This is a genomic window from Knoellia sp. AC549 (genome assembly GCF_979258975.1).
This window is the reverse complement of the sequence record NZ_OZ409890.1, coordinates 3,725,686-3,749,247: the sequence shown is the minus strand read 5'-3', so window position 1 is coordinate 3,749,247 and position 23,562 is coordinate 3,725,686. Positions and strand designations below refer to the sequence as shown.

General features: G+C 69.6%; 19 protein-coding genes and 3 pseudogenes. 9 read left to right on the top strand and 13 right to left on the bottom strand.

Annotated elements, in window-relative coordinates; genetic code table 11:
* Nucleotides 1-70: 70 nt before the first annotated feature.
* The 5 genes and pseudogenes from gap to ACZZ98_RS18265 all read left to right on the top strand — a co-directional run bounded on the left by gap (nucleotide 71) and on the right by ACZZ98_RS18265 (nucleotide 3,833).
* Nucleotides 71-1,075 (top strand): type I glyceraldehyde-3-phosphate dehydrogenase, encoded by a 1,005-nt coding sequence (gene gap / locus ACZZ98_RS18285; protein ID WP_463517568.1) that lies wholly within the window; start codon nucleotides 71-73, stop codon nucleotides 1,073-1,075.
* A 34-nt stretch (nucleotides 1,076-1,109) separates the two neighbouring features.
* Nucleotides 1,110-2,306: pseudogene (locus tag ACZZ98_RS18280) on the top strand (phosphoglycerate kinase); the annotation flags it as partial.
* A 19-nt stretch (nucleotides 2,307-2,325) separates the two neighbouring features.
* Nucleotides 2,326-3,135, top strand: a complete 810-nt coding sequence (gene tpiA, locus ACZZ98_RS18275; RefSeq protein ID WP_463517567.1) for a triose-phosphate isomerase — start codon at nucleotides 2,326-2,328, stop codon at nucleotides 3,133-3,135.
* Nucleotides 3,136-3,201: 66 nt separating this feature from the next.
* Nucleotides 3,202-3,447 carry a preprotein translocase subunit SecG gene (secG, locus tag ACZZ98_RS18270; protein WP_463517566.1) on the top strand — a complete coding sequence of 82 codons (246 nt, stop codon included), beginning with the start codon at nucleotides 3,202-3,204 and terminating at the stop codon, nucleotides 3,445-3,447.
* Between the two features lie 35 nt (nucleotides 3,448-3,482).
* Nucleotides 3,483-3,833 carry an RNA polymerase-binding protein RbpA gene (locus tag ACZZ98_RS18265; RefSeq protein WP_380089557.1) on the top strand — a complete coding sequence of 117 codons (351 nt, stop codon included), beginning with the start codon at nucleotides 3,483-3,485 and terminating at the stop codon, nucleotides 3,831-3,833.
* A 90-nt stretch (nucleotides 3,834-3,923) separates the two neighbouring features.
* Here ACZZ98_RS18265 and pgl read toward each other — a convergent pair whose 3' ends face one another.
* From pgl to tkt, 6 genes and pseudogenes are all read right to left on the bottom strand, one after another.
* Complete coding sequence (gene pgl, locus ACZZ98_RS18260) at nucleotides 3,924-4,676, bottom strand: 6-phosphogluconolactonase (protein ID WP_463517565.1); 753 nt, start codon at nucleotides 4,674-4,676, stop codon at nucleotides 3,924-3,926.
* A 13-nt stretch (nucleotides 4,677-4,689) separates the two neighbouring features.
* The gene (locus ACZZ98_RS18255; RefSeq protein WP_463517564.1) at nucleotides 4,690-5,832 is read right to left on the bottom strand and encodes a glucose-6-phosphate dehydrogenase assembly protein OpcA; all 1,143 of its coding nucleotides are present in this window, start codon (nucleotides 5,830-5,832) and stop codon (nucleotides 4,690-4,692) included.
* Nucleotides 5,833-5,905: 73 nt separating this feature from the next.
* Nucleotides 5,906-7,450 carry a glucose-6-phosphate dehydrogenase gene (zwf, locus tag ACZZ98_RS18250; RefSeq protein WP_463517563.1) on the bottom strand — a complete coding sequence of 515 codons (1,545 nt, stop codon included), beginning with the start codon at nucleotides 7,448-7,450 and terminating at the stop codon, nucleotides 5,906-5,908.
* Nucleotides 7,450-9,195, bottom strand: coding sequence for a glucose-6-phosphate isomerase (locus ACZZ98_RS18245; RefSeq protein WP_463517562.1), 1,746 nt, complete (start codon nucleotides 9,193-9,195; stop codon nucleotides 7,450-7,452). The genes zwf and ACZZ98_RS18245 overlap by 1 nt, the downstream gene beginning before the upstream one ends.
* Nucleotides 9,192-10,317 (bottom strand): annotated as a pseudogene (gene tal, locus ACZZ98_RS18240) (transaldolase). Before tal ends, ACZZ98_RS18245 begins: the two are co-directional and overlap by 4 nt.
* A gap of 6 nt (nucleotides 10,318-10,323) precedes the next feature.
* Complete coding sequence (gene tkt / locus ACZZ98_RS18235) at nucleotides 10,324-12,633, bottom strand: transketolase (protein ID WP_463517561.1); 2,310 nt, start codon at nucleotides 12,631-12,633, stop codon at nucleotides 10,324-10,326.
* A 193-nt stretch (nucleotides 12,634-12,826) separates the two neighbouring features.
* Between tkt and ACZZ98_RS18230 the strand changes: the two genes are divergently transcribed.
* Nucleotides 12,827-13,735 (top strand): heme o synthase, encoded by a 909-nt coding sequence (locus tag ACZZ98_RS18230; protein WP_463517811.1) that lies wholly within the window; start codon nucleotides 12,827-12,829, stop codon nucleotides 13,733-13,735.
* Here ACZZ98_RS18230 and ACZZ98_RS18225 read toward each other — a convergent pair.
* The 4 genes and pseudogenes from ACZZ98_RS18225 to ACZZ98_RS18210 all read right to left on the bottom strand — a co-directional run bounded on the left by ACZZ98_RS18225 (nucleotide 13,672) and on the right by ACZZ98_RS18210 (nucleotide 16,509).
* Nucleotides 13,672-14,187, bottom strand: a complete 516-nt coding sequence (locus tag ACZZ98_RS18225) for an MFS transporter (RefSeq protein ID WP_463517560.1) — start codon at nucleotides 14,185-14,187, stop codon at nucleotides 13,672-13,674. The genes ACZZ98_RS18230 and ACZZ98_RS18225 overlap by 64 nt on opposite strands.
* A gap of 22 nt (nucleotides 14,188-14,209) precedes the next feature.
* Nucleotides 14,210-15,070, bottom strand: a pseudogene (locus ACZZ98_RS18220) (MFS transporter); the annotation flags it as partial.
* Nucleotides 14,986-15,585: an ArsR/SmtB family transcription factor gene (locus ACZZ98_RS18215; protein WP_463517559.1), complete on the bottom strand. Its 600-nt coding sequence runs from the start codon at nucleotides 15,583-15,585 to the stop codon at nucleotides 14,986-14,988. The gene ACZZ98_RS18215 and the pseudogene ACZZ98_RS18220, both read right to left, overlap by 85 nt.
* A gap of 36 nt (nucleotides 15,586-15,621) precedes the next feature.
* Complete coding sequence (locus tag ACZZ98_RS18210) at nucleotides 15,622-16,509, bottom strand: COX15/CtaA family protein (protein WP_463517558.1); 888 nt, start codon at nucleotides 16,507-16,509, stop codon at nucleotides 15,622-15,624.
* A 346-nt stretch (nucleotides 16,510-16,855) separates the two neighbouring features.
* On the opposite strand from ACZZ98_RS18210, the gene ACZZ98_RS18205 reads away from it, so the two are divergent.
* The gene (locus ACZZ98_RS18205) at nucleotides 16,856-18,913 is read left to right on the top strand and encodes a M4 family metallopeptidase (protein ID WP_463517557.1); all 2,058 of its coding nucleotides are present in this window, start codon (nucleotides 16,856-16,858) and stop codon (nucleotides 18,911-18,913) included.
* Between the two features lie 76 nt (nucleotides 18,914-18,989).
* Entirely contained in the window at nucleotides 18,990-20,438 is a 1,449-nt protein-coding gene (locus tag ACZZ98_RS18200) for a M28 family peptidase (RefSeq protein ID WP_463517556.1), read from the top strand.
* Nucleotides 20,439-20,546: 108 nt separating this feature from the next.
* Here ACZZ98_RS18200 and ACZZ98_RS18195 read toward each other — a convergent pair whose 3' ends face one another.
* Entirely contained in the window at nucleotides 20,547-21,080 is a 534-nt protein-coding gene (locus tag ACZZ98_RS18195) for a TetR/AcrR family transcriptional regulator (RefSeq protein ID WP_463517555.1), read from the bottom strand.
* 54 nt (nucleotides 21,081-21,134) lie between these two features.
* Between ACZZ98_RS18195 and ACZZ98_RS18190 the strand changes: the two genes are divergently transcribed.
* Nucleotides 21,135-21,965: an SDR family NAD(P)-dependent oxidoreductase gene (locus tag ACZZ98_RS18190; protein WP_463517554.1), complete on the top strand. Its 831-nt coding sequence runs from the start codon at nucleotides 21,135-21,137 to the stop codon at nucleotides 21,963-21,965.
* Nucleotides 21,966-22,035: 70 nt separating this feature from the next.
* On the opposite strand, the gene ACZZ98_RS18185 is transcribed toward ACZZ98_RS18190, so the two are convergent.
* Together ACZZ98_RS18185 and ACZZ98_RS18180 are read right to left on the bottom strand one after the other, a co-directional pair.
* Nucleotides 22,036-22,830, bottom strand: coding sequence for an ABC transporter permease (locus ACZZ98_RS18185; protein ID WP_463517553.1), 795 nt, complete (start codon nucleotides 22,828-22,830; stop codon nucleotides 22,036-22,038).
* A complete protein-coding gene (locus ACZZ98_RS18180; protein ID WP_463517552.1) occupies nucleotides 22,827-23,540 on the bottom strand; it encodes an ABC transporter ATP-binding protein in 714 nt (237 codons plus the stop codon). Before ACZZ98_RS18180 ends, ACZZ98_RS18185 begins: the two co-directional genes overlap by 4 nt.
* Between the last annotated feature and the right edge of the window lie 22 nt (nucleotides 23,541-23,562).

The following is a 23,562-nucleotide window of genomic DNA, read 5'->3' as shown; positions in this document are numbered from 1 at the left end:
GGGTTGTGACGTACCCCATGGTGACGTGGTCCAGCCCCACGCACCCTCCCGATCGGAAGGCAGACTGCTCGTGACTGTCCGCGTTGGCATCAATGGCTTTGGCCGCATCGGCCGCAACTTCTACCGCGCCGTGATCGCGTCCGGCGCCGACATCGAGATCGTCGCCGTCAACGACCTCACCGACAACGCCACGCTGGCCCACCTGCTCAAGTACGACTCGATCCTGGGTCGCTTCGAGGGTGAGGTCACCTCGACCGAGGCCGACATCACCGCGAACGGCAAGACGTTCAAGGCCTTCGCCGAGCGCGACCCCTCCAAGCTTCCCTGGGGCGAGGTCGGCGCCGACATCGTCGTCGAGTCCACCGGAATCTTCACCGACGCCGAGAAGGCCAAGGTCCACCTCGAGGGTGGTGCCAAGAAGGTCATCATCTCGGCCCCGGCCAAGAACGAGGACGTCACCATCGTCATGGGCGTCAACGACGGTGACTACGACGCCGCCACGCACAACATCATCTCCAACGCGTCCTGCACGACGAACTGCCTCGGCCCGATGGCCAAGGTGCTCAACGACGAGTTCGGCATCGTCAAGGGCCTCATGACGACGATCCACGCCTACACCCAGGACCAGAACCTCCAGGACGCGCCGCACTCCGACCTGCGTCGGGCGCGCGCCGCCGCGATCAACATCGTGCCGACGTCCACCGGTGCGGCGAAGGCCATCGGCCTCGTCCTCCCCGAGCTCAAGGGCAAGCTCGACGGCTACGCCCTGCGCGTCCCGGTGCCGACCGGCTCGGCCACCGACCTCACCTTCGAGGCCGGTCGCGAGACCACCGTGGAGGAGGTCAACGCCGCCGTCAAGAAGGCCGCCGAGGGTCCGCTCAAGGGCATCCTCGTCTACACCGAGGACCCGATCGTCTCCAAGGACATCGAGACCGACCCGGCGTCGTGCATCTTCGACTCGGGCCTGACCAAGGTCATCGGCAACCAGGTCAAGGTCGTCGGCTGGTACGACAACGAGTGGGGCTACTCCAACCGCCTCGCCGACCTCGTCACGCTCGTCGGCACGTCCCTCTGACCAGAGCCGACCACCACACACGGAGCTGTCTGACATGAAGTCGATCGCCGACCTCGGCGACCTGCGGGGCAAGCGCGTCCTCGTCCGGTCCGACCTGAACGTCCCCCTCGAGGGCACCACGATCACCGATGACGGTCGGATCGTCGCTTCGGTCCCGACGATCAAGGCCCTGTCCGAGGCGGGCGCACGCGTCATCGTGTGCGCCCACCTCGGGCGGCCCAAGGGTGCCCCGGAGAACAAGTACTCCTTGGCCCCCGTCGCCGCCCGCCTGGGTGAGCTGCTCGACGACGAGGTGACGTTCGCGACCGACACCGTCGGCGAGGGCGCCCGGTCGGCCGTCGACGGCGCCCAGGACGGCGACGTCGTCCTGCTCGAGAACCTCCGCTTCAACGCGGGTGAGACGGCCAAGTCCGCGCAGGAGCGCGCCGAGTTCGCGGGCCAGCTCGCCGCCCTCGCGGACGTCTTCGTCTCCGACGGCTTCGGTGTCGTGCACCGTGAGCAGGCGTCCGTCTTCGACGTCGCACGCCTCCTGCCGTCCGCCGTCGGTGGCCTCGTCGAGACCGAGGTCGACGTGCTGCGTCGCCTGACGACCGAACCCGAACGCCCGTATGCCGTGGTGCTGGGTGGCGCGAAGGTGTCCGACAAGCTGGCGGTCATCGACAACCTCATCCAGACCGCCGACCGGCTGCTCATCGGCGGCGGCATGGTCTTCACCTTCCTCAAGGCCCAGGGCCATGAGGTCGGCAAGAGCCTGCTCGAGCAGGACCAGGTCGAGGCAGTCAAGGGATACCTCGACCAGGCGCAGCAGCGCGGTGTCGAGATCGTCCTGCCCGTCGACGTCGTCGCTGCCACCGAGTTCTCGGCTGACGCCGACCACGAGGTCGTGGCCATCGACGCCATCCCGGCTGACCGCATGGGTCTCGACATCGGCCCGAGGTCCTCGGAGCTGTTCGCAGAGAAGCTCGCCGACTGCCGGACGGTCTTCTGGAACGGACCCATGGGCGCCTTCGAGATGGAGCCCTACGCGGCGGGCACGGCGGCCCTGGCCAAGGCGCTCGCCGACATCACCTCCGACGGTGCGCTCACCGTTGTCGGTGGCGGAGACTCTGCCGCCGCGGTGCGACAGCTCGGCTTCACCGACGACCAGTTCGGTCACATCTCCACCGGCGGGGGTGCCAGCCTCGAGTACCTCGAGGGCAAGGACCTCCCCGGACTCACCGTCCTCGACGAAAAGCTGAAGGAACCCCCAGATGGCCAAGGCCACCGCAGCCCAGCGCGTCCCGCTCATGGCGGGCAACTGGAAGATGAACCTGGACCACCTGCAGGCCACCCACCTCGTGCAGAAGCTCGACTGGACGCTGCGGGACGCCAAGCACGACCACGGTGCCGTCGAGGTGGCCGTGCTGCCTCCGTTCACCGACCTCCGCAGTGTCCAGACCCTCGTCGACGGCGATCGTCTCTCGATCCGTTACGGCGCCCAGGACCTCTCGCAGCACCAGAGCGGCGCCTACACCGGCGAGATCAGCGGGGCCTTCCTCGCCAAGCTCGGCTGCACCTATGTCACCGTCGGCCACAGCGAACGGCGGGAGTACCACGCCGAGACGGACGAGACGGTGAAGGCCAAGGTCGCGGCGGCATACGAGAACGGTCTGACACCGATCTTCTGCGTCGGCGAGGGCCTCGACATCCGCCAGGCCGGAACGCACGTCGACCACGTCCTCGCCCAGGTGCGGGCCGGCCTCGACGGCCTGCCCGCCGACAAGGCTGCGAGCATCGTCATCGCCTATGAGCCGGTGTGGGCCATCGGCACCGGAGAGGTCGCGACACCGGCTGACGCGCAGGAGGTGTGTGCGGCCATCCGGACCGCGCTGGCCGAGCTCTACTCCGGCGACCTCGCCGACCGGGTGCGCATCCTCTACGGCGGGTCGGTGAAGTCGGGCAACGTCGCGGCAATCATGGAGCAGGGTGACGTCGACGGCGCCCTCGTCGGTGGTGCCTCGATCGACCCCGCGGAGTTCGCGGCCATCTGCCGCTACCGCGACCACCTCAAGACCAGCTGACGCGGCAGGTATCCTGTAGCGGCGCCCCATTGGGCGAAGCACTGAACTGACTATCGAAGGAGCACCGTGGAAGCGGTCAAAATCGGCCTCCAGGTCCTCCTGGTCCTGGGTGGCCTCTTCCTCACCCTGCTCATCCTGCTCCACAAGGGCAAGGGCGGTGGCCTCTCCGACATGTTCGGCGGAGGCATGTCCACCTCCCTCGGTGGGTCCTCGGTCGCGGAGCGCAACCTCGACCGCATCACGTATGCCGTGGCCATCGTCTGGTTCGTCTGCGTCGTCGGCCTGGGTGTGCTCGACCGGTTCTCCTCCTGAGATTCGCTTCCTGACCCGAGAGAAGGTTGATGTCGATGTCTGGTGGTAACGCGATCCGCGGCAGCCGGGTCGGCGCCGGTCCGATGGGCGAGGCCGAGCGTGGGGACTCCGCCCCCCGGGTGCACGTCTCGTTCTGGTGCACCAACGGCCACGAGACGCGACCGAGCTTCGCGCAGGAGCACGACCTCGAGGTGCCCGAGACCTGGGACTGCCCACGGTGCGGCCTCCCGGCCGGCCAGGACAAGGACAACCCGCCGGCCCCGGTCAAGGTCGAGCCCTACAAGACCCACCTGGCCTACGTGAAGGAGCGCCGTTCCGACAAGGACGGCGAGGCGATCCTGGACGAGGCGCTCGGGTCGTTGCGACAGCGCGGACTCATCCAGTAGGCACACACATCCGTGTCAGACACGTCAGCCCCGGCCGGAATGGCCGGGGCTGACGTCGTCCGTGGGTCCGTGCAGGCGTTCGTCCAGGCCTCACAGGTTCACGGCGGCCTCCGCGTCGATGAGCCACAGGGTGCGCTGCTCACCCTTGACCTGGGCGGCGGAGCTGTAGGCAGGACCGGCGCCCGCGACACCGTTGGCGACGGCCTTGGCCTTGTCGGCGCCGGCGACGACGAACCACACCTCGCGGGAGCGACGCAGCGCCTCGAAGGTCAGGCTGACGCGGTCCGGCGGCGGCTTGGGGGAGTCGTGCACCGCGACGGCGATGGCGTCGCTGCTCTGCTGGGCGGGGTGTCCCGGGAAGAGCGAGGCGACGTGGCCGTCCGGCCCGACACCGAGGATCATGACGTCGAACGCACCCGCGCCGCTCGCGCGGACGAGCTCCCCGTATGCCGTGGCGCTGGCCTCCGCGCTCTCGGACGCATCCGGTCCGAGCACCCGGTGGATGTTCGCCGGGTCGAGGGGGAGGGAGGCCAGCCCGGCCGCGTCGTTCTGGACGTCGTTGCGGTCCTTGTCACCCGCGGGAAGGTAGCGCTCGTCGCCCCACCACAGCTCGACCCGGGACCAGTCCACCGCTGCGCGTGCCGGGAGCGCTGCCATGGAGGCCCAGATGGCCGAGCCGAGCGAGCCCCCGGTGAGCGAGACGTGCGCGACGTCCTGACTGGCCAGGGCGTCGGCGATCGCGGTCACGAGGCGGGCGGCGATGGCGTCGCTCAGCTCCTGGATGCCGGGGTGCACGATGACGTCGACATCGTGCACCTGGCTGAGGTCGTTGGCTCCGGTCATGTGCGGTGTCCTCTCAGGATGACTTCTTGCGCTTCGCGCGCGCCTTGTCGAGCTGGCGGGCCGCGGCCTGCTGGACCTGCGCGGGGTCGTCGTCCTTGGCCGGCATGGGCGCGTTGACCATGGCCGCGCTGGCACCGACCTTGGTCTCGCGCCGGATCCGGGCGGCGTCGGCGCGGGCCTCGGCCACCGACGGGCTGATGCCCTTGCGCTGGGCCTCGCTGGACGTGCGCCGGCTGTGGATCACGGACGCCAGGCTCTCCCGCAGGGCGTCGGCATAGACCTCGTCCGGGTCGAGCCGGCGCAGCTCGTCAGCCAGGCACTCGGCGTCGCTGCGCGGGGGCAGCGCGATGGTGCGCTCTGGACGGCCCGGCTGCGACAGCGTCGCCGTCGTGCCGTTCTGGGGGCGGACGAGGTCGAGCGGTCCACCGGGTCGGTCGAGGCGGACGCTGATGATGCCCGTGCCCGCGCGGGAGGGCACGAGGGTGACCGGGCACCGCAGCCGCTTCGCGAGCCACCCGGCGAGCAGGGTCGCCGATGGTGAGTCGGACGCGCCCGTGACGGTCACCGAGACCACCGGCTCGAAGGGGGCCTGGTCGAGGGCTGCGGTGAGGAGCGCGCGCCACAGGGTCACGCGAGACCAGGAGAGGTCGGTGTCACCGGGCGAGTACGCCGCCGCCAGACGGGTGAGCGGGCCCCGGGGTGCACCCTTGGACCGCGAGACGTCGGTGACCCGTCGCTGGGCCATCTCACCGATGGGGTCGTGGGCCGGGTCCTTGGGCGGCTCGGTGGGCCACCACGCCACGATCGGGGCGTCGGCGAGCAGGAGGGGGGTGACGACCGAACGCCCGTGCGAGGCGAGGGGACCGTAGAGCCGGAGCACGACGACCTCGCTGGCCCCGGCGTCTCCGCCGATGCGGATCTGACCGTCGAGCCGGGCGGCGCCGCGACGGTTGGCGATGACCACCACGATGATGCGGCAGGGGTGTTGGCGGCTCGCGTCGTTGGCCGTCTCGATCGCGGCATCGGCGTCGCTCTCGTCGACGACGACGACCAGCGTGAGCACGCGGGTGAGGGCCATGGACCCGGTGTCGGAGCGCAGCCGCACGAGCCTCTTGGAGATGTCCACGGTCGTCGTGCTGGGCAGGTCGACGATCATTGTTCTCTCCTGCGTTTCTGGGGTCCCCGCGAAGTATCGGAGGAGCGCAGCGGGGGAGAACTTGGTGGGGTGTTCACGGGAGCCTCCAGGTGCGGCCGTCGCGGCTCATGAGGTCGTCGGCGCTCTGTGGCCCCCACGTGCCCGAGGTGTACTGGTCGATGCGAGCGGTGTTCTTGGCCCAGAACTCCTCGATCGGGTCGAGGATCTCCCAGGAGAGCTCGACCTCCTCATGACGCGGGAAGAGCGGTGGCTCCCCGAGGAGGACGTCGAGGATGAGTCGCTCATAGGCCTCGGGTGAGCTCTCGGTGAAGGCCCGGCCGTAGCCGAAGTCCATCGTCACGTCGCGCACCTCCATCTGGGCGCCGGGCACCTTGGCACCGAAGCGCATGGTCACACCCTCGTCGGGCTGGACCCGGATGACGACGGCGTTCTGGCCGAGCTCCTCGGTGGCGGTGTCGGAGAACGGCAGATGAGGAGCCTTCTTGAAGACGACCGCGATCTCGGTGACCCGCTTGCCGAGGCGCTTGCCGGTCCGCAGGTAGAACGGGACTCCCGCCCAACGGCGGGTGTCGACCTCCAGCTTGACCGCGGCATACGTCTCGGTCGTCGAGCTCTTGCCCACGCCGTCCTCGGCGAGGTAGGAGCGGACCTCCTCGCCGCCCTGCCATCCCTTGGCGTACTGCCCGCGTGCGGTCCCCTTGTCGAGGTCCTTGGGCAGTCGAACTGCCGAGAGGACCTTCTCCTTCTCGCTGCGGAGGTGGTCGGCGGCGAACGACACCGGCTCCTCCATCGCCGTGAGGGCGAGGAGCTGCAGGAGGTGGTTCTGGATGACGTCACGCGCAGCGCCGATGCCGTCGTAGTAGCCGGCGCGGCCCCCGATGCCGATGTCCTCGGCCATCGTGATCTGGACGTGGTCGACGTAGTGGCTGTTCCAGACCGGCTCGAACATCTGGTTGGCGAAGCGCAGGGCGAGGAGGTTCTGGACGGTCTCCTTGCCGAGGTAGTGGTCGATCCGGAAGACCGAGTCCGCAGGGAACACGTCGGCGACGATCTCGTTGAGCTCGCGTGCGCTCTTGAGGTCATGGCCGAACGGCTTCTCTATGACCACGCGCCGCCACGAACCGGGCGCTGCGGTCGACAGGCCAGATCGCTTCAGCTGCTCACACACCGTGGCGAAGAACGACGGGGGGATGGACAGGTAGAAGGCGTGGTTGCCGCCCGTGCCTCGCTGCTCGTCGAGGTCCTTGACGGTCTCGGCGAGGAGGTCGAAGGCCTTGGGGTCGTCGAACGTGCCCGGCACGAACCGGATGCCCTCGGCGAGCGCGCGCCACACGTCCTCGCGGAACGGGGTGCGGGAGCGCTCCTTGACCGACTCGTAGACGATCTTGCCGAAGTCCTGGTCGGCCCAGTCGCGACGAGCGAAGCCGATGAGCGAGAAGCCCGGCGGCAGCAGACCACGGTTGGCGAGGTCATAGATCGCCGGCATGAGCTTCTTGGTGGCGAGGTCGCCGGTGACGCCGAACAGCACGAGGCTGCACGGGCCGGCGATGCGGGGCAGTCTCTTGTCTCGTGGGTCCCGGAGGGGGTTGTGGGTGGCAGTGATGCGTGCCGGACTCATCAGGCTCCTGGGTTCGAGAGGGCCGACCGCACCTGACCCAGGCCGCGCCCGTGCGAGGTGAGGTGCAGGCGAAGGACGGGTCGGCCGTGCTCGGCGAGGACCTGGGCGTCGCCACCGGCCTGCGCCGCGATGAACTCCCCGAAGGTGAACCCGCGACCCGGGACCGCGAGGTCCTCCTCGGGAGCTGCAGTGACCTGGATGAAGACACCGTTGGCCGGGCCGCCCTTGTGGTACTGACCGGTCGAGTGGAGGAAGCGAGGGCCCCATCCGAAGGTCACCGGTCGACCCGTGTGGTCGAAGAGCTCGCGGGCCACCTGCTCCAGGTCGGCGTCCTGCTCGCGGTCGAGGTAGGCCATGACGGCGACGTAGCCGGTCTTCTCGTCCAGCTGGGACAGGAGAGCGGACACGGCACCGGGCAGCGTGCTCTCGTCACCGAGCCAGTTCCCGCCCAGGGTGCGCACCTCGACGGAACCGTCGACGAAGGCCGGTTCCTCCTGGGCTGACCCGGCCTGGTCGAGCAGACCTCGAGCCGCCTCCTTGGCGCTCTCGACGTCGGGCTGGTCGAACGGGTTGATGCCGAGCAGTCGACCAGCGATGGCTGTCGCGGCCTCCCACAGCAGGAGCTGCGCGCCGAGGGTGCCGGCGACAGTGATGACCGAGCCACTGTCGCCGAGGTCCTCGGGGACGACATCGGCCGGGCCGGGCCGCTCCGCCGCGATCGAGTCCGGGTGGCGCGGCGTGCCGTCGACGACGGTCGCGACACCGTCGTCGGTCAGGGCGCTGCCGCCGTCGACGGCCTCGTCGTCGTCGCCACCGGTGGCGACCAGGCGCACGACGTTGGCATCGGCGTAGGTGTGCTCGGGCGCTTCGCCGTCGGCGACGACGGGCAGGATGCCGGTGCCGTCCTTACCGGTGGACTCGGCGATGAGCTGTTCCGCCCACGCGCCGAAGCCGACGTTCTCGGTGCCCGCGTCGACGAGGACGAGCTTGTCGCGCAGGGGCTCGGTGCCGGCCATTGCAGCGGCCAGCCGCAGCGCCGGGTTGCCCTCGTCGTCGGCCGCGAGGAGGTCGGCCACGGCCTCGGCGTCGTCGAGGAGCGCGCCGACGTCGGCACCGGCGAGGCCCGAGGGCACGAGCCCGAAGGCCGTGAGGGCTGAGTAGCGGCCGCCCACGTCGGGGTCGGCGTTGATGACGCGGAAGCCGGCCGTGCGGGCCTCGCGGTCGAGGGGGCTGCCCGGGTCGGTGACGACGATGATGCGGCGGGTGGCGTCGATGCCGGCCTCGGTGAAGGCCTGCTCGAAGGCCCGCCGCTGCGAGTCGGTCTCGACGGTGGAGCCCGATTTGGACGAGACGACGACCGCGGTCTTCCTGAGGTCGGTCGTGACGACCCGACGCACGACGTCGGGGGCCGAGGAGTCGAGGATGACGATGTCGACGCCGGCGGTCGCGCAGATGACCTCCGGGGCGAGCGAGGACCCACCCATGCCGCAGAGGACGATCCGCGAGACACCGTCGCCGCGCAGCTCCTCACGCAGGGCAGCGATCTCGCCGAGCAGCGGACGGGAGGAGCGGGGGAGGCCCACCCAGGAGAGCCGCTTGCCGGCCTCCTCCTCGGCGGCGTCGCCCCAGAGCGTGGCGTCCTGGGCGAAGAGCTTGCTCGCCACCTCGTCCTGGACCAGCTGCGGGACGTGTGTCGAGATGGCGTCGGCGGCAGCGCCCCGAGCGGTGATCTCGAGGCTGCTCATCGAGAAGCCTTGTCGAGCTCGGACTGCACGCCGTCGAGCAGCTCTCCCCACGACTTCTCGAACTTGTCGACGCCTTCCTTCTCGAGCAGGGCGGTGACCTCGGAGTAGGAGATGCCCAGCCGCTCGAGGGCGTCGAGGACCTCGGCCGCCTCCTCGTAGGTGCCCTCGATGGTGTTGCCGGTGATCTCGCCGTGGTCGGCGACGGCGTCGAGCGTCTTCTCCGGCATCGTGTTGACGGTCCCGGGGGCGACGAGCTCCGTGACATACATGGTGTCGGGGTATGCCGGGTCCTTGACGCCCGTGGACGCCCACAGCGGCCGCTGTGGCTTGGCACCGTCGGCCTCGAGGTTCTTCCAGCGCGGTGTCGAGAAGACCTCCTCGTAGGCCTGGTAGGCCAGCCGCGCGTTGGCGATGGCGGCCTTGCCCTTGAGGCTCTTGGCGGTCTCGGTGTGCTCACCGTCGATGGCGTCCAGGCGCTTGTCGACCTCGCTGTCGACCCGGGAGACGAAGAACGAGGCCACGGACGCGATGTGGGCGACGTCCTTGCCGCGCTCACGTGCCTGCTCGAGACCGGTGAGGAAGGCGTTCATCACGGCGCGGTAGCGGTCGAGGCTGAAGATGAGCGTGACGTTGACCGAGATGCCCTCGGCCATGACACGGGTGATCGCCGGCAGCCCTTCGACGGTCGCGGGGATCTTGACGAGCAGGTTGGGTCGGTCGACGAGCTGACGAAGCTTCCTTGGCCTGGGCCACGGTCCCGTCGGTGTCGTGGGCCAACCGTGGGTCGACCTCGATCGAGACCCGGCCGTCGAGGCCCTTCGTGGCCTCGAACACGGGCAGCAGGACGTCGCAGGCGTCACGGACGTCCTGGGTCGTCAGCGCGGTCACGGCTTCGTCGATCGTCTTCTTGTCGGCTGCGAGCTGGGCGACCTGCTCGCTGTAGCTCTCGCCGTCGGAGAGCGCGACCTGGAAGATCGACGGGTTCGTCGTCACGCCGACGACGCCCTTGGTGTCGATGACCTCCTGGAGGTTGCCCGACGTGAGCCGCTCGCGACTGAGGTCGTCGAGCCAGATCGAGACGCCGTTGGCGGCGAGGTCCTTGAGGGCGGTGTTGTCAGTCATGAGAGGTCACTTCCCAGCCTTGGCCGCGCTCTTGGCGGCAGGCTTCTTCGTGGTCGGCACGTCCGTGCCGGTGTCCTTGCGGGTGCGGGGGGCGGTCTCGGTGGCGCCGACGACCCCGGTGCCGGCCTTGGCGGCCTTGAGGGAGTCCTTGGCCGCCTTGACGACGGCTGCGGAGGTGAAGCCGAACTCGGTGAAGAGGGTCGCGGCATCCGCCGAGGCACCGAAGTGCTCGATGCTGATGGAACGCCCCGCGTCGCCGACGATCTCGCGCCAGCCCTGCGCCACACCGGCTTCCACGCTCACCCGAGCCCGGACGGCCGGCGGGAGCACCTTGTCGCGGTAGGCCTTGGTCTGGGTGTCGAACCACTCGCGGCACGGCATCGAGACGACGCGGGTGCGCACTCCGGACTTCTCGAGAGCGAGCCGGGCCTCGAGCGCCACGGACACCTCCGAGCCGGTCGCCACGAGGATGACCTCGGGCTTGGCCTTGCCGTCGTCACCGGCGTCGATGAGGACGTAGCCGCCCTTGGCGACGTTGTCCGCCTTCGCGTGCGTCTTGCGGTCGACCGTCGGGAGGGCCTGCCGGCTGAGGGCCAGCGCCGCCGTGGTGCCGTTGCGCAGAATCGCGGCCCAGGCGGCGGCGGTCTCGTTGGCGTCGGCCGGGCGCACGACGTCGAGCCCGGGCATGGCGCGCAGTGCGGCGAGGTGCTCGATCGGCTGGTGGGTGGGGCCGTCCTCGCCGAGCCCGATGGAGTCGTGGGTCCACACGTAGGTCACCGGCAGCTGCTGGATCGCAGCCAGGCGCACCGCCGGTCGCATGTAGTCCGAGAAGACGAGGAAGGTGCCGCCGTAGGGCCGGGTGAGCCCTTCGAGCGCGATCCCGTTGAGGATCATGCCCATGGCGTTCTCGCGGATGCCGAAGTGGAGCGTGCGGCCGTAGGGGCCGCCCTTCCACGCATCGGTCTGCTTCGACTTCGGGATGAAGGACGGCTCGCCCTCCATGGTCGTGTTGTTGGACTCCGCTAGGTCGGCGGATCCACCCCACAGCTCGGGCATGACCGGCGCCAGGGCTCCGAGGACCTTGCCCGAGGCGGCGCGGGTGGCGATGCCCTTGGCGTCGGCGGGGAAGGTCGGCAGCGCAGCGTCCAGTCCGTCGGGGAGCTCCCCGGCGACGAGCCGGTCGAGCAGCGTCGCGGCGTCCTTGTTCTTGCGGCGCCACGCGGCATACGTCGTGTTCCACGCCTTGTGCGCGGCCTTGCCGCGTGCCTTGACCTTGCGCGCGTGGGCGAGCACGGCCTTGTCGACCTCGAAGGTCTTCTTGGGGTCGAAGCCGAGCAGTGCCTTGAGGCCGGAGATCTCCTCGTCACCCAGCGCCGAGCCGTGCGACTTGCCCGTGCCCTTCTTGGTGGGTGCCGGCCACGCGATGACGGTGTGCAGGCGGATGAGCGTCGGCCTGGCTGACTTCTTGCTCCGGGTGAGCGCGTCGAGCAGTGCGTCGACGTCCTCGACGTAGTCGGCGCCACCGGCCGGGTCGGTGCTCTGGCGCCAGTCGACGTCGGCGACCTCCCAGCCGTAGGCCTCGTAGCGCTTGGCCACGTCCTCGGAGAAGGAGATGTCGGTGTCGTCCTCGATGGAGATCTGGTTGGCGTCATAGATGACGGTGAGGTTGCCGAGCTCCTGGTGGCCGGCGAGCGAGCTGGCCTCCGAGGCCACACCCTCCATGAGGTCGCCGTCCGACGCGATGACCCACACGTGGTGGTCGAACGGGCTCTGTCCGGGCTTCGCATCCGGGTCGAGCAGGCCGCGCTGACGGCGCTGGGCCATGGCCATGCCGACGGCCGAGGCGAGGCCCGAGCCGAGGGGGCCGGTCGTGATCTCGACACCCGGGGTGTGGTGCACCTCGGGGTGGCCGGGGGTGAGCGAACCCCAGGTGCGCAGCGCCTTGAGGTCCTTCAGCTCGAGTCCGTAGCCGGAGAGGTAGAGCTGGATGTACTGGGTGAGGCTCGAGTGGCCGCAGGAGAGGACGAACCGGTCACGCCCGAGCCAGGTCGGGTCCGACGGGTCGTGCGTCATGACGTTCTGGAAGAGCAGGTATGCCGCGGGGGCCAGGCTCATCGCCGTGCCGGGGTGACCGTTGCCGACCTTCTGCACGGCATCGGCTGCGAGGACACGGACCGTGTCGACAGCCTTGACGTCGAGGTCGTTCCACTTCGCCTTGCGGGCGGTGGGGCGGGCGATCTCGGTGGAGCGAGTGGCGGTCGCTGCGGAGGCGCGGCGGGTCTTGGCCCGGCCTGCCTTCGTCGGGGTGGTGGTCACGTGGAGCCTCTCTGACGTCGTGCAAGTGTGATGCAGGTCAAACCATTGATTCCCAGCCTAGACCGCACCCTGCCGGTGGGAGCGACGGCGTCCGCCCCGGTTAGACTCGCTTTGACTTCATCGCCCCACCGCACCGCGAACTACCCCGAAGGACGCCGTGGCAACCGCCCCGATCAGCACCGCCTCGCCGGCCATGCCGGCGACTGGCTGGAAGCGATCGCTGGGCAACTACGTCGCGCTGACGAAGCCGCGCATCATCGAGCTGCTGCTCGTGACAACGGTTCCAGTGATGTTCCTCGCCGAGCGTGGAGTGCCCGACCTCTGGCTCGTCTTCGCGACCCTCGTCGGAGGCACGCTCAGCGCGGGAGCCGCCAACACCTTCAACTGCGTCTACGACCGCGACATCGACGCGCTGATGGACCGCACTCGCAACCGCCCCATGGTGACCGGTGAGATCAGCCCGCGCGCGGGCCTGGCCTTCGGCGTCGCCCTGACCGTCCTGTCGACGGCGTGGTTCGTCGCCTTCGTCAACGTCGCGTCCGCGCTGCTCTCGCTCGCTGCGGTCGTGCTGTACGCCGTGCTCTACACGATGATCCTCAAGCGCCGGACTCCCCAGAACATCGTCTGGGGTGGCATCGCCGGGTGCATGCCCACCCTCATCGGCTGGTCGGCGGTGACCGGCTCGGTGGGGTGGCCGGCCGTCATCCTCTTCCTCGTCATCTTCTTCTGGACGCCACCGCACTACTGGCCGCTGTCCATGGCCTTCAGGGACGACTACGCCAACGCCCACGTCCCGATGCTCCCGGTCGAGCGCGGCGCGCTGGCGGTGGCCCGCCAGATCGTGGCCTACAGCTGGGTCATGGTCGCGGTGTCCTTGACGCTCGTGCCAGTGGCAGACATGGGCTGGATCTATCTCGTCGCCGCCGTCGTCAGCGGTGCCGTGTTCATCGGCGAGGCGCACCGGCTCCTCCACCTCGCGAAGCAGGGTGCGGCCACCAAGGTGCTCAAGCCCATGCGTCTCTTCCACTTCTCGATCACCTACGTGACGCTGCTCTTCCTTGCCGTCGCGATCGACCCGCTGGTCCATCTCGCCATCGGCTGATCCGGCAGGTCGCGACCTGTCCGGTAGGGACCGAGGAAGACGGACAGCGACACGACGGCGTGGATCGCGGCCATGACGAGGATCGTCTCGCGCACCCCGATCCAGGTGCCGAGCCCCCCGGCCACCAGCCCCGCGAGCGGCATCGTCCCGAAGTTGAGGACGGCCGAGGTGGCGGTGGTGCGGCCGAGGAGCTCGGGTGGTGTGTAGCGCACGCGGAACGACGACCGCACGACGTTGGCGCCGACCACACCGACACCGACGAAGAACGCACCCAACGGCAGCAGCACCACGCCGACACGCGGGAAGGCGAGGCCCTCGATGACGGCGACGGGACCGCCGAGGACCTGCAGCCATCTCAGTGCCCCGGCGTTGCCGAGCCAGGCCGTGGTGCGGGCCGCCAGCGTCGCGCCCAGGAGGCCGCCGATCGACCCGAGCGCCATGACGACGCCCACGGCTCCCGGCTCGAGCTTCCAGGTCGCGCACCATGAACAGGACCATGAGCGCCCAGAACCCCGTCAGCGCGAAGTTGCTGAGCCCGCCCTGGATCGAGAAGAACCTGAGGTAGGGGTCGCGGGCCACGATCGAGACCCCCTCGCGGATCTGACGGACCATCGGCTGCCGGTCCGGCAGGTGGGGCGCCGGGCCGAGCTCCTCGGGGCGCATGCGGGCCAGGCAGAGCCACGAGGCGAGGAAGCTCACGACGTCGATCACCACGGCATACGCAGCCGAGAACAGCTGCACGAGAACCCCGCCCAGCCCGGGACCGCCGACCTGCATCGCCGACTCGGTCCCGTAGATGCGCGCATTCGCGCGCTCCAGGTCGGAGCTGGCGACCACCCGCGGGACGAACGCCGTGTATGCCGTCCGGAAGAAGACCGTGCAGCAGCCCAGTGCCAGCGCGGTTCCCACGAGGTGGGGGAGGGTGAGCAGGTCCATCGCCCACGCGATCGGCACGCTGGCGACGGCCACGGCACCGACGAGGTCGGCGCGCATCATGACGCGGCGGGGGTCGGAGCGGTCCACCCAGGCCCCGGCGACCAGCCCGAGCACGAGCCAGGGCAGCCAGATGGCTCCGGCCAGGATGCCCATCCAGAAGGGTCCGGCGCCGAACTGGGTCACCGCGATCAACGGGAAGATCACGGTGGTCGTCATCGAGCCGAGGACGCTGATCCCCTCGCCGGCCCACAGCAGGCGGAAGTTGCGGTTGCCGGCGAGCAACGGCGGGAGCGTGTCCACCTCGTCGGTGATGGTCACGGCTGCGCCGGGAAGCCGCGGGAGAACACGAAGACCGGCTCGCGCTCTGCGCCGTCGTCGGGGAGCTCCCGCTGGCTCCATCGGACGAGCACCTCGATGAGCTCTTCGGCGACCTCACGCAGCTCTGCCGGCGTGAGGCGCAGCCAGTGCTGGGTCGCGAAGGCCGCGTCGTCCCACTCGGGCACCGTCGCCGCGTTGGCGTTCCACTCCTGGACGCGCTCGAACTGGCGCTGCACGGTGAGCGCCTCGGCGGCATACGCAGCCGTGACCGCGGCCGTGTCCGACGCGAAGTCGGCCCGGGACCAGCGGGTGCCGGGGTCGACGAGACGCCACCAGCGCTCTCGCCGGTCCTTGGCAAGCTCCGGGGCCTCCTCGACGAGGCCCGCCTCGCTCAGCACCTTGAGGTGGTGGCTCACCGAGCCGACGGCCTGACCGGTGCGGGCAGCCAGCGCCGAGGCCGTGGACGGCCCGTCGACCTTGAGTGCGTCCATCATCCGCGAGCGGAAGGCGTTGGCCATCGCCGAGAGGGCCTTGGCGTCGGTGATCGTGCGGACGCCGTCGGGGGACCGGCGATCGGGGTTCGTGGGTCTCGTCATGCTGACGAGGCTAGACCCACAAGCACTGTTGTGCAACTAGTCTTGTGCAATCCTCCGGAGCGAGACGAGGCCGTTGACCAGGGCCACGACGAGGGTGGCTGCGCCGAGCATGTGCGCCAGGACGAGGACCTCGGGCAGGTCGGTGAGGTACTGGACGTAGCCGATCGCTCCCTGAGCGAGCGTCACGACGAGGACGGCACGCCACCCCGCGCTGACCGACGTCGGCGCGGAGGAGAGGCGGGTCGCCAGCCAGACCGCGACGACGAGGCCGATGAAGAGCATGACGGCGTCGGCGTGCAGCCACGAGATGGTGCGTGGGTCGAACCCGAACCGCGCCGGCGCATCGGCATCCCCGGAGTGCGGGCCCGACCCGGTGACGACCGTGCCGAGGGTGAGCACGACGGCCGCGACCGCGGAGGTGAGCCAGGCAACGCGGCGCACGAGCTCGGGGACGAGCAAAGTCGGTGCGCCGTCGCTCTCGTGCCGGGCGAACCACAGGTATGCCGCGGTGGCCACCAGCCCCGCGGACACGAGGAAGTGGGCTGCGACCGTCACGGGGTGCAGGTCGGTGAGTACCGTGACGCCCCCGAGCACCGCCTGCAGGACGACACCGAGGAGGACGGTCACCGCGGCGATCTTGAGGCGTTGCACCGGTGCCCATCGCCACACGACGACCACGGCGAGGATCGCGATGAGTCCGACGAGGCCGGTGAGCGTGCGGTTGCCGAACTCGATGACCTTGTGGATGCCCTCGGCCTGCTCCCGGACGGGAACGTAGGAACCGGGGACGCACTCCGGCCACGTCGGGCATCCCAGACCGCTGCCGGTGAGCCGCACGAGGCCGCCCGTGACGATGATCGCCACCTGAGCCACGAGGTTGGCGAGGAGGATGCGGTGGTAGCTCGGGGGGAACGGCGTGCTCACCCCATGCAGGGTAGGGGAGGGGGACGGCGACCCCGACGCCCGGCTCCGGCGCAGAGGCGAGAGGCACCCGACCGCGCGGCAGGACGGCTGGGCGCCGGGGAGTGTAGGACCCGTTGCCCCTCTTGACCATTCCCTGACCCGTTCTTGACCGATGGTGTGCCTGAGGGTGGACAAGGTCCGGGTTTGGCAAAGGCTTGGTCAGTTTCGTTGACGCGCACGTCAACCCAGCGGTTGGGTTCGGAGCGCGCCGAAGCCCGTGGCCCACCCGAGCCGCCCGGAGGGGGACGACGCTCTCAACCCGTGACCGCCCGTCATCCCGTGCGGTCCGAACCAGAAGAGGTACGACGTGACTCGACGATCCACTGGTGCCATGGTGGTCACCGCCGCCCTGGCCCTCCCTCTCGCCCTCACCATGGGCCTCCCTTCCGCGAACGCCATTCCCACGAGCACGACCGGGACTGCCGTTGCCAAGGCCGACCCGGCCGGTGACCACAAGACGCTCGGCCTCTCCGCTGACGAGAAGCTCGTCGCGACCGCCGTCGTCACCGACAAGGACGGCACGCAGCACATCCGCTACGACCGCACCTTCAAGGGCCTGCGGGTCATCGGCGGCGACCTCGTCCTCGAGAAGTCCAGGAGCGGCGCCAAGAAGGACGTGCACTTCAACGCCTCCGGCAAGGCCGCGGTCAGGTCGACGACCCCGAAGAAGAGCGCCGCCGAGGCCTCGGCGGTCGCGACCAGGAACGCCCGCAAGTCGGCCACGGCCAAGGCCGAGGACAGCGAGCTCGTCGTCTGGGCCGGTGGAGCCACGCCCCGCCTTGCCTGGGAGATCATCACCGAGGGGATCAAGGCCGACCAGACCCCGTCACGCCTCCACACCCTGGTCGACGCGGAGAGCGGCGCCATCGTCCACTCCTGGGACGAGGTCAAGCACGGCACCGGCAACTCGCAGTACTCCGGCCAGGTGACCCTCAACTCGACCCAGTCGGGCACCCAGTGGCTCCTCAGGGACTCGATCGGCAACTTCACGACCGACCTCAACGGCGCGACGTCGGGGACGGGCACCCAGTTCACCGACGCCGACAACGTCTGGGGCAACGGGTCGACGACCAGCCGCCAGACCGCTGGCGTCGACGCGCAGTACGGCGCGGAGAAGACCTACGCCTACTTCGACTCGGTCCAGGGCCGTCGCGGCATCTGGAACGACGGCCGAGGCGCGCGCAGCCGCGTGCACTACGGCAACGCCTACGCCAACGCCTTCTGGGACGGCACCCAGATGACCTACGGCGACGGGGCCAACAACGCCCGTCCGCTCACGTCCATCGACGTGGCGGCCCACGAGATGAGCCACGGGGTCACCGAGAACACGGCGAACCTCAACTACAGCGGCGACGCCGGTGGCCTCAACGAGGCCTCCTCCGACATCTTCGGTGCGGCCGTCGAGTTCTACGCCAACAACACGACCGACGTCGGCGACTACCTCATCGGCGAGAAGATCAACATCCGTGGCAACGGCACCCCCCTGCGCTACATGGACAAGCCGAGCAGGGACGGTCAGAGCCCGGACTGCTGGTCCACCAACACCAAGAACCTCGACCCGCACTACTCCTCAGGTGCTCTCAACCACTGGTTCTACATGGCCGCCGAGGGTTCGGGCGCCAAGACCATCAACGGCGTGAGCTACGACAGCCCGACCTGCGGCGGCGCTCCCGCAGTGACCGGCGCAGGTCGCGCGAACGTCGAGAAGGTCTGGTACCGGACCCTGTCGACCAAGCTCACCTCGGGCAGCACGTATGCCGCCGCCCGCAACGGTGCGATCGCCTCTGCCAAGGAGCTCTACGGGGCGACGAGCCAGACCTGCAAGTCCGTCGAGACGGCCTTCAACGCGATCGCGGTCCCGGTCGGCACCGAGAAATGCGACGGCACCACCACCCCGCCGCCCACCGGTGGCAACCTGCTCCAGAACCCGGGCTTCGAGTCCGGTGCGGTGAGCTGGACCGGGACCTCCGGGCCGATCACCAACAACACCGGCCGCCCGGCCCGCACCGGCAGCTGGAAGGCGTGGCTCGGCGGCAACGGATCCACCTCGACCGAGACGATCCAGCAGAGCGTCGCGATCCCCTCGACGGTCACGGCCGCGACCCTGTCGTTCTGGCTGCGCACCGACACCGCTGAGTCCGGGTCCACGGCCTACGACACGATGAAGGTCCAGGTCGTCGACGGTACGACGACCACGACCCTGGCGACGTACTCCAACGTGGGGACGAACGCGACCTACACCCAGAAGTCGTTCAACCTCACGGCATACAAGGGCAGGACGGTCACGGTGAAGTACCTCATGAACGAGGACTCCTCACTGCAGACGTCGTTCGTCGTCGACGACACGGCACTCGCCACCAGCTAGTCGAACTCGAGCCGGGTCGGCGCTCTCCACGAGCGCCGACCCGGCTCCTTCGCTGCACTTCTCAAGGAGACCTTCCATGTCCTCACCCATCCGACAGCTTCTCGCCCCGGTGGTCATCGCCTCGCTCGCCACGGCCTCGCTCGTGGCAGCGGCCCCGGCCACCCAGGCTCGCCCGGCGGCCCCCACGGCCGTCGCGGCCAGCCCCGACATCTCGGTCGCCAACACGCAGGCGCACCTGAACCAGCTGCAGTCGATCGCCAACGCGAACGGCGGCAACCGCTACACCGGCAGACCCGGCTACGCCGCCTCCATCAGCTACCTCAAGGGCAAGCTCGACGCCGCCGGCTACACGACGACGGTGCAGAGCTTCAGCACCTCGGCGGGCATGACGTCCAACCTCATCGCAGAGTGGCCGGCTGGTGACGCCAACAACGTCGTCATGCTCGGCGGGCACCTCGACAGCGTCTCCACCGGCGCCGGCATCAACGACAACGGTTCCGGCAGCGCCGGAGTGCTCGAGGCTGCCCTGGCGTATGCCGCGAGCGGCCAGAGTGCGAAGAGTCGCCTTCGCATCGGGTTCTGGGGTGCCGAGGAGCTCGGCCTGCTGGGCTCGAAGTTCTACATGAACAGCCTGTCCACGACCGAGAAGAACAAGATCAGGGTCTACCTGAACTTCGACATGATCGGCTCGCCCAACCCCGGCTACTTCGTCTACAACGACAACCCGGCGGGCAACGCCGCACGTGACGAGCTGACCAGCTGGTACACCTCCAAGAACATCCCGTGGGAGTACATCGACGTGCAGGGTCGCAGCGACCATGCGGCCTTCCGGTCGTACGGCATCGCGACGGCCGGCATCTTCAGTGGCGCCGAAGGGCTCAAGTCGAGCAGCCAGGCCTCGAAGTGGGGTGGCACTGCGGGACGCGCGTTCGACCCCTGCTACCACTCCTCGTGCGACAACATCAACAACATCAACGTGACCGCGCTCGACCGTGGTGTCGACGTCATCGGTCACATGCTGTGGCTGTATGCCGCCAAGGACTACGGCACGACGACGCCTCCCACGGGGGGCAACCTGCTCCAGAACCCGGGCTTCGAGTCCGGTGCGGTGAGCTGGACCGGGACCTCCGGGCCGATCACCAACAGCACCGGTCGACCGGCGCGCACGGGCAGCTGGAAGGCGTGGCTCGGTGGCAACGGGTCGACGTCGACCGAGACGATCCAGCAGAGCGTCGCGATCCCGTCGACGGTGACGGCGGCGACGCTGTCGTTCTGGCTGCGGACCGACACGGCTGAGTCCGGGTCCACGGCCTACGACACGGTGAAGGTGCAGGTGGTGGACGGCTCGACGACCTCGACGCTGGCGACATACTCCAACGTCGGCGCCAACGCGACCTACAGCCAGAAGACCTTCAGCCTCACGGCATACAAGGGCAGGACGGTCACGGTGAAGTACGTCATGAGCGAGGACTCCTCACTGCAGACGTCGTTCGTCGTCGACGACACGTCCCTCACCACGAGCTGAGGCCTCACGAACGGCGATGGGCCGGCACGCCTCCGGGTGCCGGCCCATCGTCCTCGCTCGCCCCCGGAGCTCGGCCAGCTGCCCCGGTCGGAGCCGTGGGTCGAAGGGTCACGACCCCAGGTCGAGGATGCGCTCGACATGCTCCTCGAGCTCGTCGTCCCGGAACTGGGGGAGTCGCAGGAACCAGCGGTAGAAGATCGGGGCGAGCAACAGCTCGGTCGACGCCGGAGGGTTCGCATAGCCGGCGGCCGCGACAAGTTTCGTGATCTGCGCCTGCTGAGGTTCGAAGAGCCGCTCCCGGAAATGCTGCGCAACGCCCTCGTCCGTCTGGATCGAGGCCGCCAACAACCGCAGCAGCGAGGAGCGGGGCTCGGTGGAGATCTCGTCGATCGATGCTCGAAGCACCTGCATGACCGTGCGGTCGTCGGCGGACGCGTCCGAGTCGGCGGACTCGTCGGCGGACTCGTTGGCGAGAGCCTCGAAGAGGATGGCGTGGACGGAAGGCCAACTCCTGTAGAGGGTCTGCTTGCCCACCCCCGCCTCAGCGGCGATGCCTTCCATCGTCAGGGCACCGGGGCCAGCTCGCTCGGCAAGCGCCATGACTGCGGCGTGCACACGCTTGACGGTCTCGGGCCTGGCCATGCGCCTCAGTATAGAAACGAGACGCAGCGTCTCGTTTGGTGTTTGAATGCTGGGATGACGACGACGCAGACCTGGCTCATCACCGGTGCGAGCAGCGGGCTGGGCCTTGCCCTGACGAAGCACGTGCTGACCGCTGGTCATCACGTGGTGGCCACGACCCGGAAGGGAGCCCTGCCCGTCGAGGATCCACGCCTTACCGTGGTCCGGCTCGATCCCGCAGACAGGAGGGAATGCCGCCGCGCCGTGGAGGAGGCCAGCCGCGTCACCGGACGTGTGGACGTTCTGGTGAACAGCGCCGGCTACGGACTGGTGGGAGCCGTTGAGGAGGTCAGCGAGGCGGAGGCTCGTGCCATCGTCGACGTCGACCTGTTCGGTCCGCTCTGGCTGACCCAGGCTGTGCTGCCCATCATGCGGCGCCAAGGGGACGGACACGTCGTGCAGATCTCCTCCACGGGCGGCGTGGGCGCCATGCCATTCCTCGGCCTCTACAACGCTGCGAAGTGGGGCCTGGAGGGGTTCAGCGAGGCGCTCGCCGCCGAGGTGCAGTCGATGGGCATCCGAGTCACCCTCGCCGAGATCGGCGCGATGGACACGCAGTGGGCAACGTCAGGCATGAGGTTCAGCGATCCCCACAGCGACTACGACGCACTGCGCGAACAGCTGCTGGGTACGGCCACCGTTCCATGGCCCAGCGAACCGGGAGCAACGGGCGGGGGGTCCGCTCCGGACGAGATCGCTCGCAGCATCTTCGGGCACGTCACCGCGGGAAGCGGTCCACTGCGCCTTGTCCTGGGAGACGGCGCCGCCGATCAGATCACGACGGTGCTCGAAGGCAGGAGGCAGGAGTACTTCACCCAACCCGGATTTCATGGCACCGAGGACTGAGGACGATCTCGCCGGACCGTGGCTGACGCCTGGGCCCGGCACGACAGACCAACGTCCCCGAGCAGCGCCGCTAGTCGGACCAGTGGAACCAGCGGGCCGCAGCCGCACCTGCCACCATCGCCCAGACCACCAGCACGAGCCACTGAGCCAGCGGCCAGTGCCCCTCGACCAGGGCCGATCGCAGACCGTCGCCCAGCGCGCCCGAGGGCAGGAGCCGGGCCAGGCCGCTAAGGACGTCCGGGAGCCGGTCCGTCGGCAGGAGCACGCCCAGGCCCAGGAGCAGGACCCACGCGAGGTTCGCGAGGGCAAGGACCCCCTCGGCCCGCACGGTCCCGGCCAGGAGCAGGCCCAGCGCCAGGAACGCCGTTGCGCCCAGGGCGATCGTGACCAGAGCGGGCGCGACCCCGGAGGCATCGGGTCGCCAACCGAGGGTCGCCGCGATGCCGCCGAGGACGACGAGCTGCACGGCGATGACGATGCCGACCGCGGCCAGCTTGCCGGCGAGCAGCCCCTCACGTCCGAGAGGGCTGGCGCCGAGGAAGCGGAGGACGCCGTGTCTCCGGTCGAAGCCGGTGGCGATGGCCTGTCCGGTGAACGCCGTCGACACGACGGCGAGGGCGAACACTCCGGCGGTGGCGAGATCGATGCGCCGGCCCGGCCCGAGGTCGGGCACCCCGGTGAGTGCGAGGGCGACGAGGGCCAGTGCGGGGAGGACCAGTGCGACGAGCAGCTGCTCGCCGTGCCCGAGGATGGTCGCGCTCTCGAAGCGGGCCTGCGCGAGCCATCGCTGCGAGGCCGGTGCGGGCGCTGCTCCAGGAGTCGGCAGGCTCGTCGGCCTGCCGTTGGGCGTGCCGTTCGCCGTCATCGACGCGCCCCTGCCGTGAGGGCGAAGTAGCGCTCCTCCAGAGGTCGTCCGTCGCACACCTGAGCGAGCGAGCCCTCGGCGACGACCCGGCCGGCGCTCATGATGACGACGTGGTCGGCGAGGCGCTCGGCCTCCTCGAAGGAATGGGTCGTGACGACGACAGCCGACTCGCGGGCCGTCTCGGCGATGAGGTCCCAGACCTCGAGACGGGCGTGTGGGTCCAGGCCCGCCGTCGGTTCGTCGAGGAAGGCGACCTCGGGTCGGCCGACGAGGGCCGCGACGAGGGCCACCCGTTGGCGCTCACCGCCGGAGAGGCGCCGGATCGAGCGGTCCGCGACCCGGTCCAGGTCGAGCCGGGTCAGGAGCGCGGCCACGTCGGCGGGGGCCCGGTGCAGCCGGGCGACGTGCCGGAGCAGGCGTCGCGCCGTCGTCGTCACCGGAAGCCCGCCGTCCTGGAGCATGACGCCGACCCGGGCCCGGTGCTGCGCCGGGGCGCGCCAGGGATCGGTGCCGAGGACCCGGGCGGTGCCGGACGTGGGGCGCTGCAGCCCTTCGAGGCACTCCATCGTCGTCGTCTTGCCGGCGCCGTTGGGTCCGAGGACGGTCGTGACGTGGCCCTGCTCCGCGGACCAGGAGGCCCCGTCGACGGCCCGGACGTCGCCGAGGTCGCGATGAAGGGCGACGACTTCGACTGCGGGCACGGCGCACATCCTAGGCTGGGGGGCACTCGAC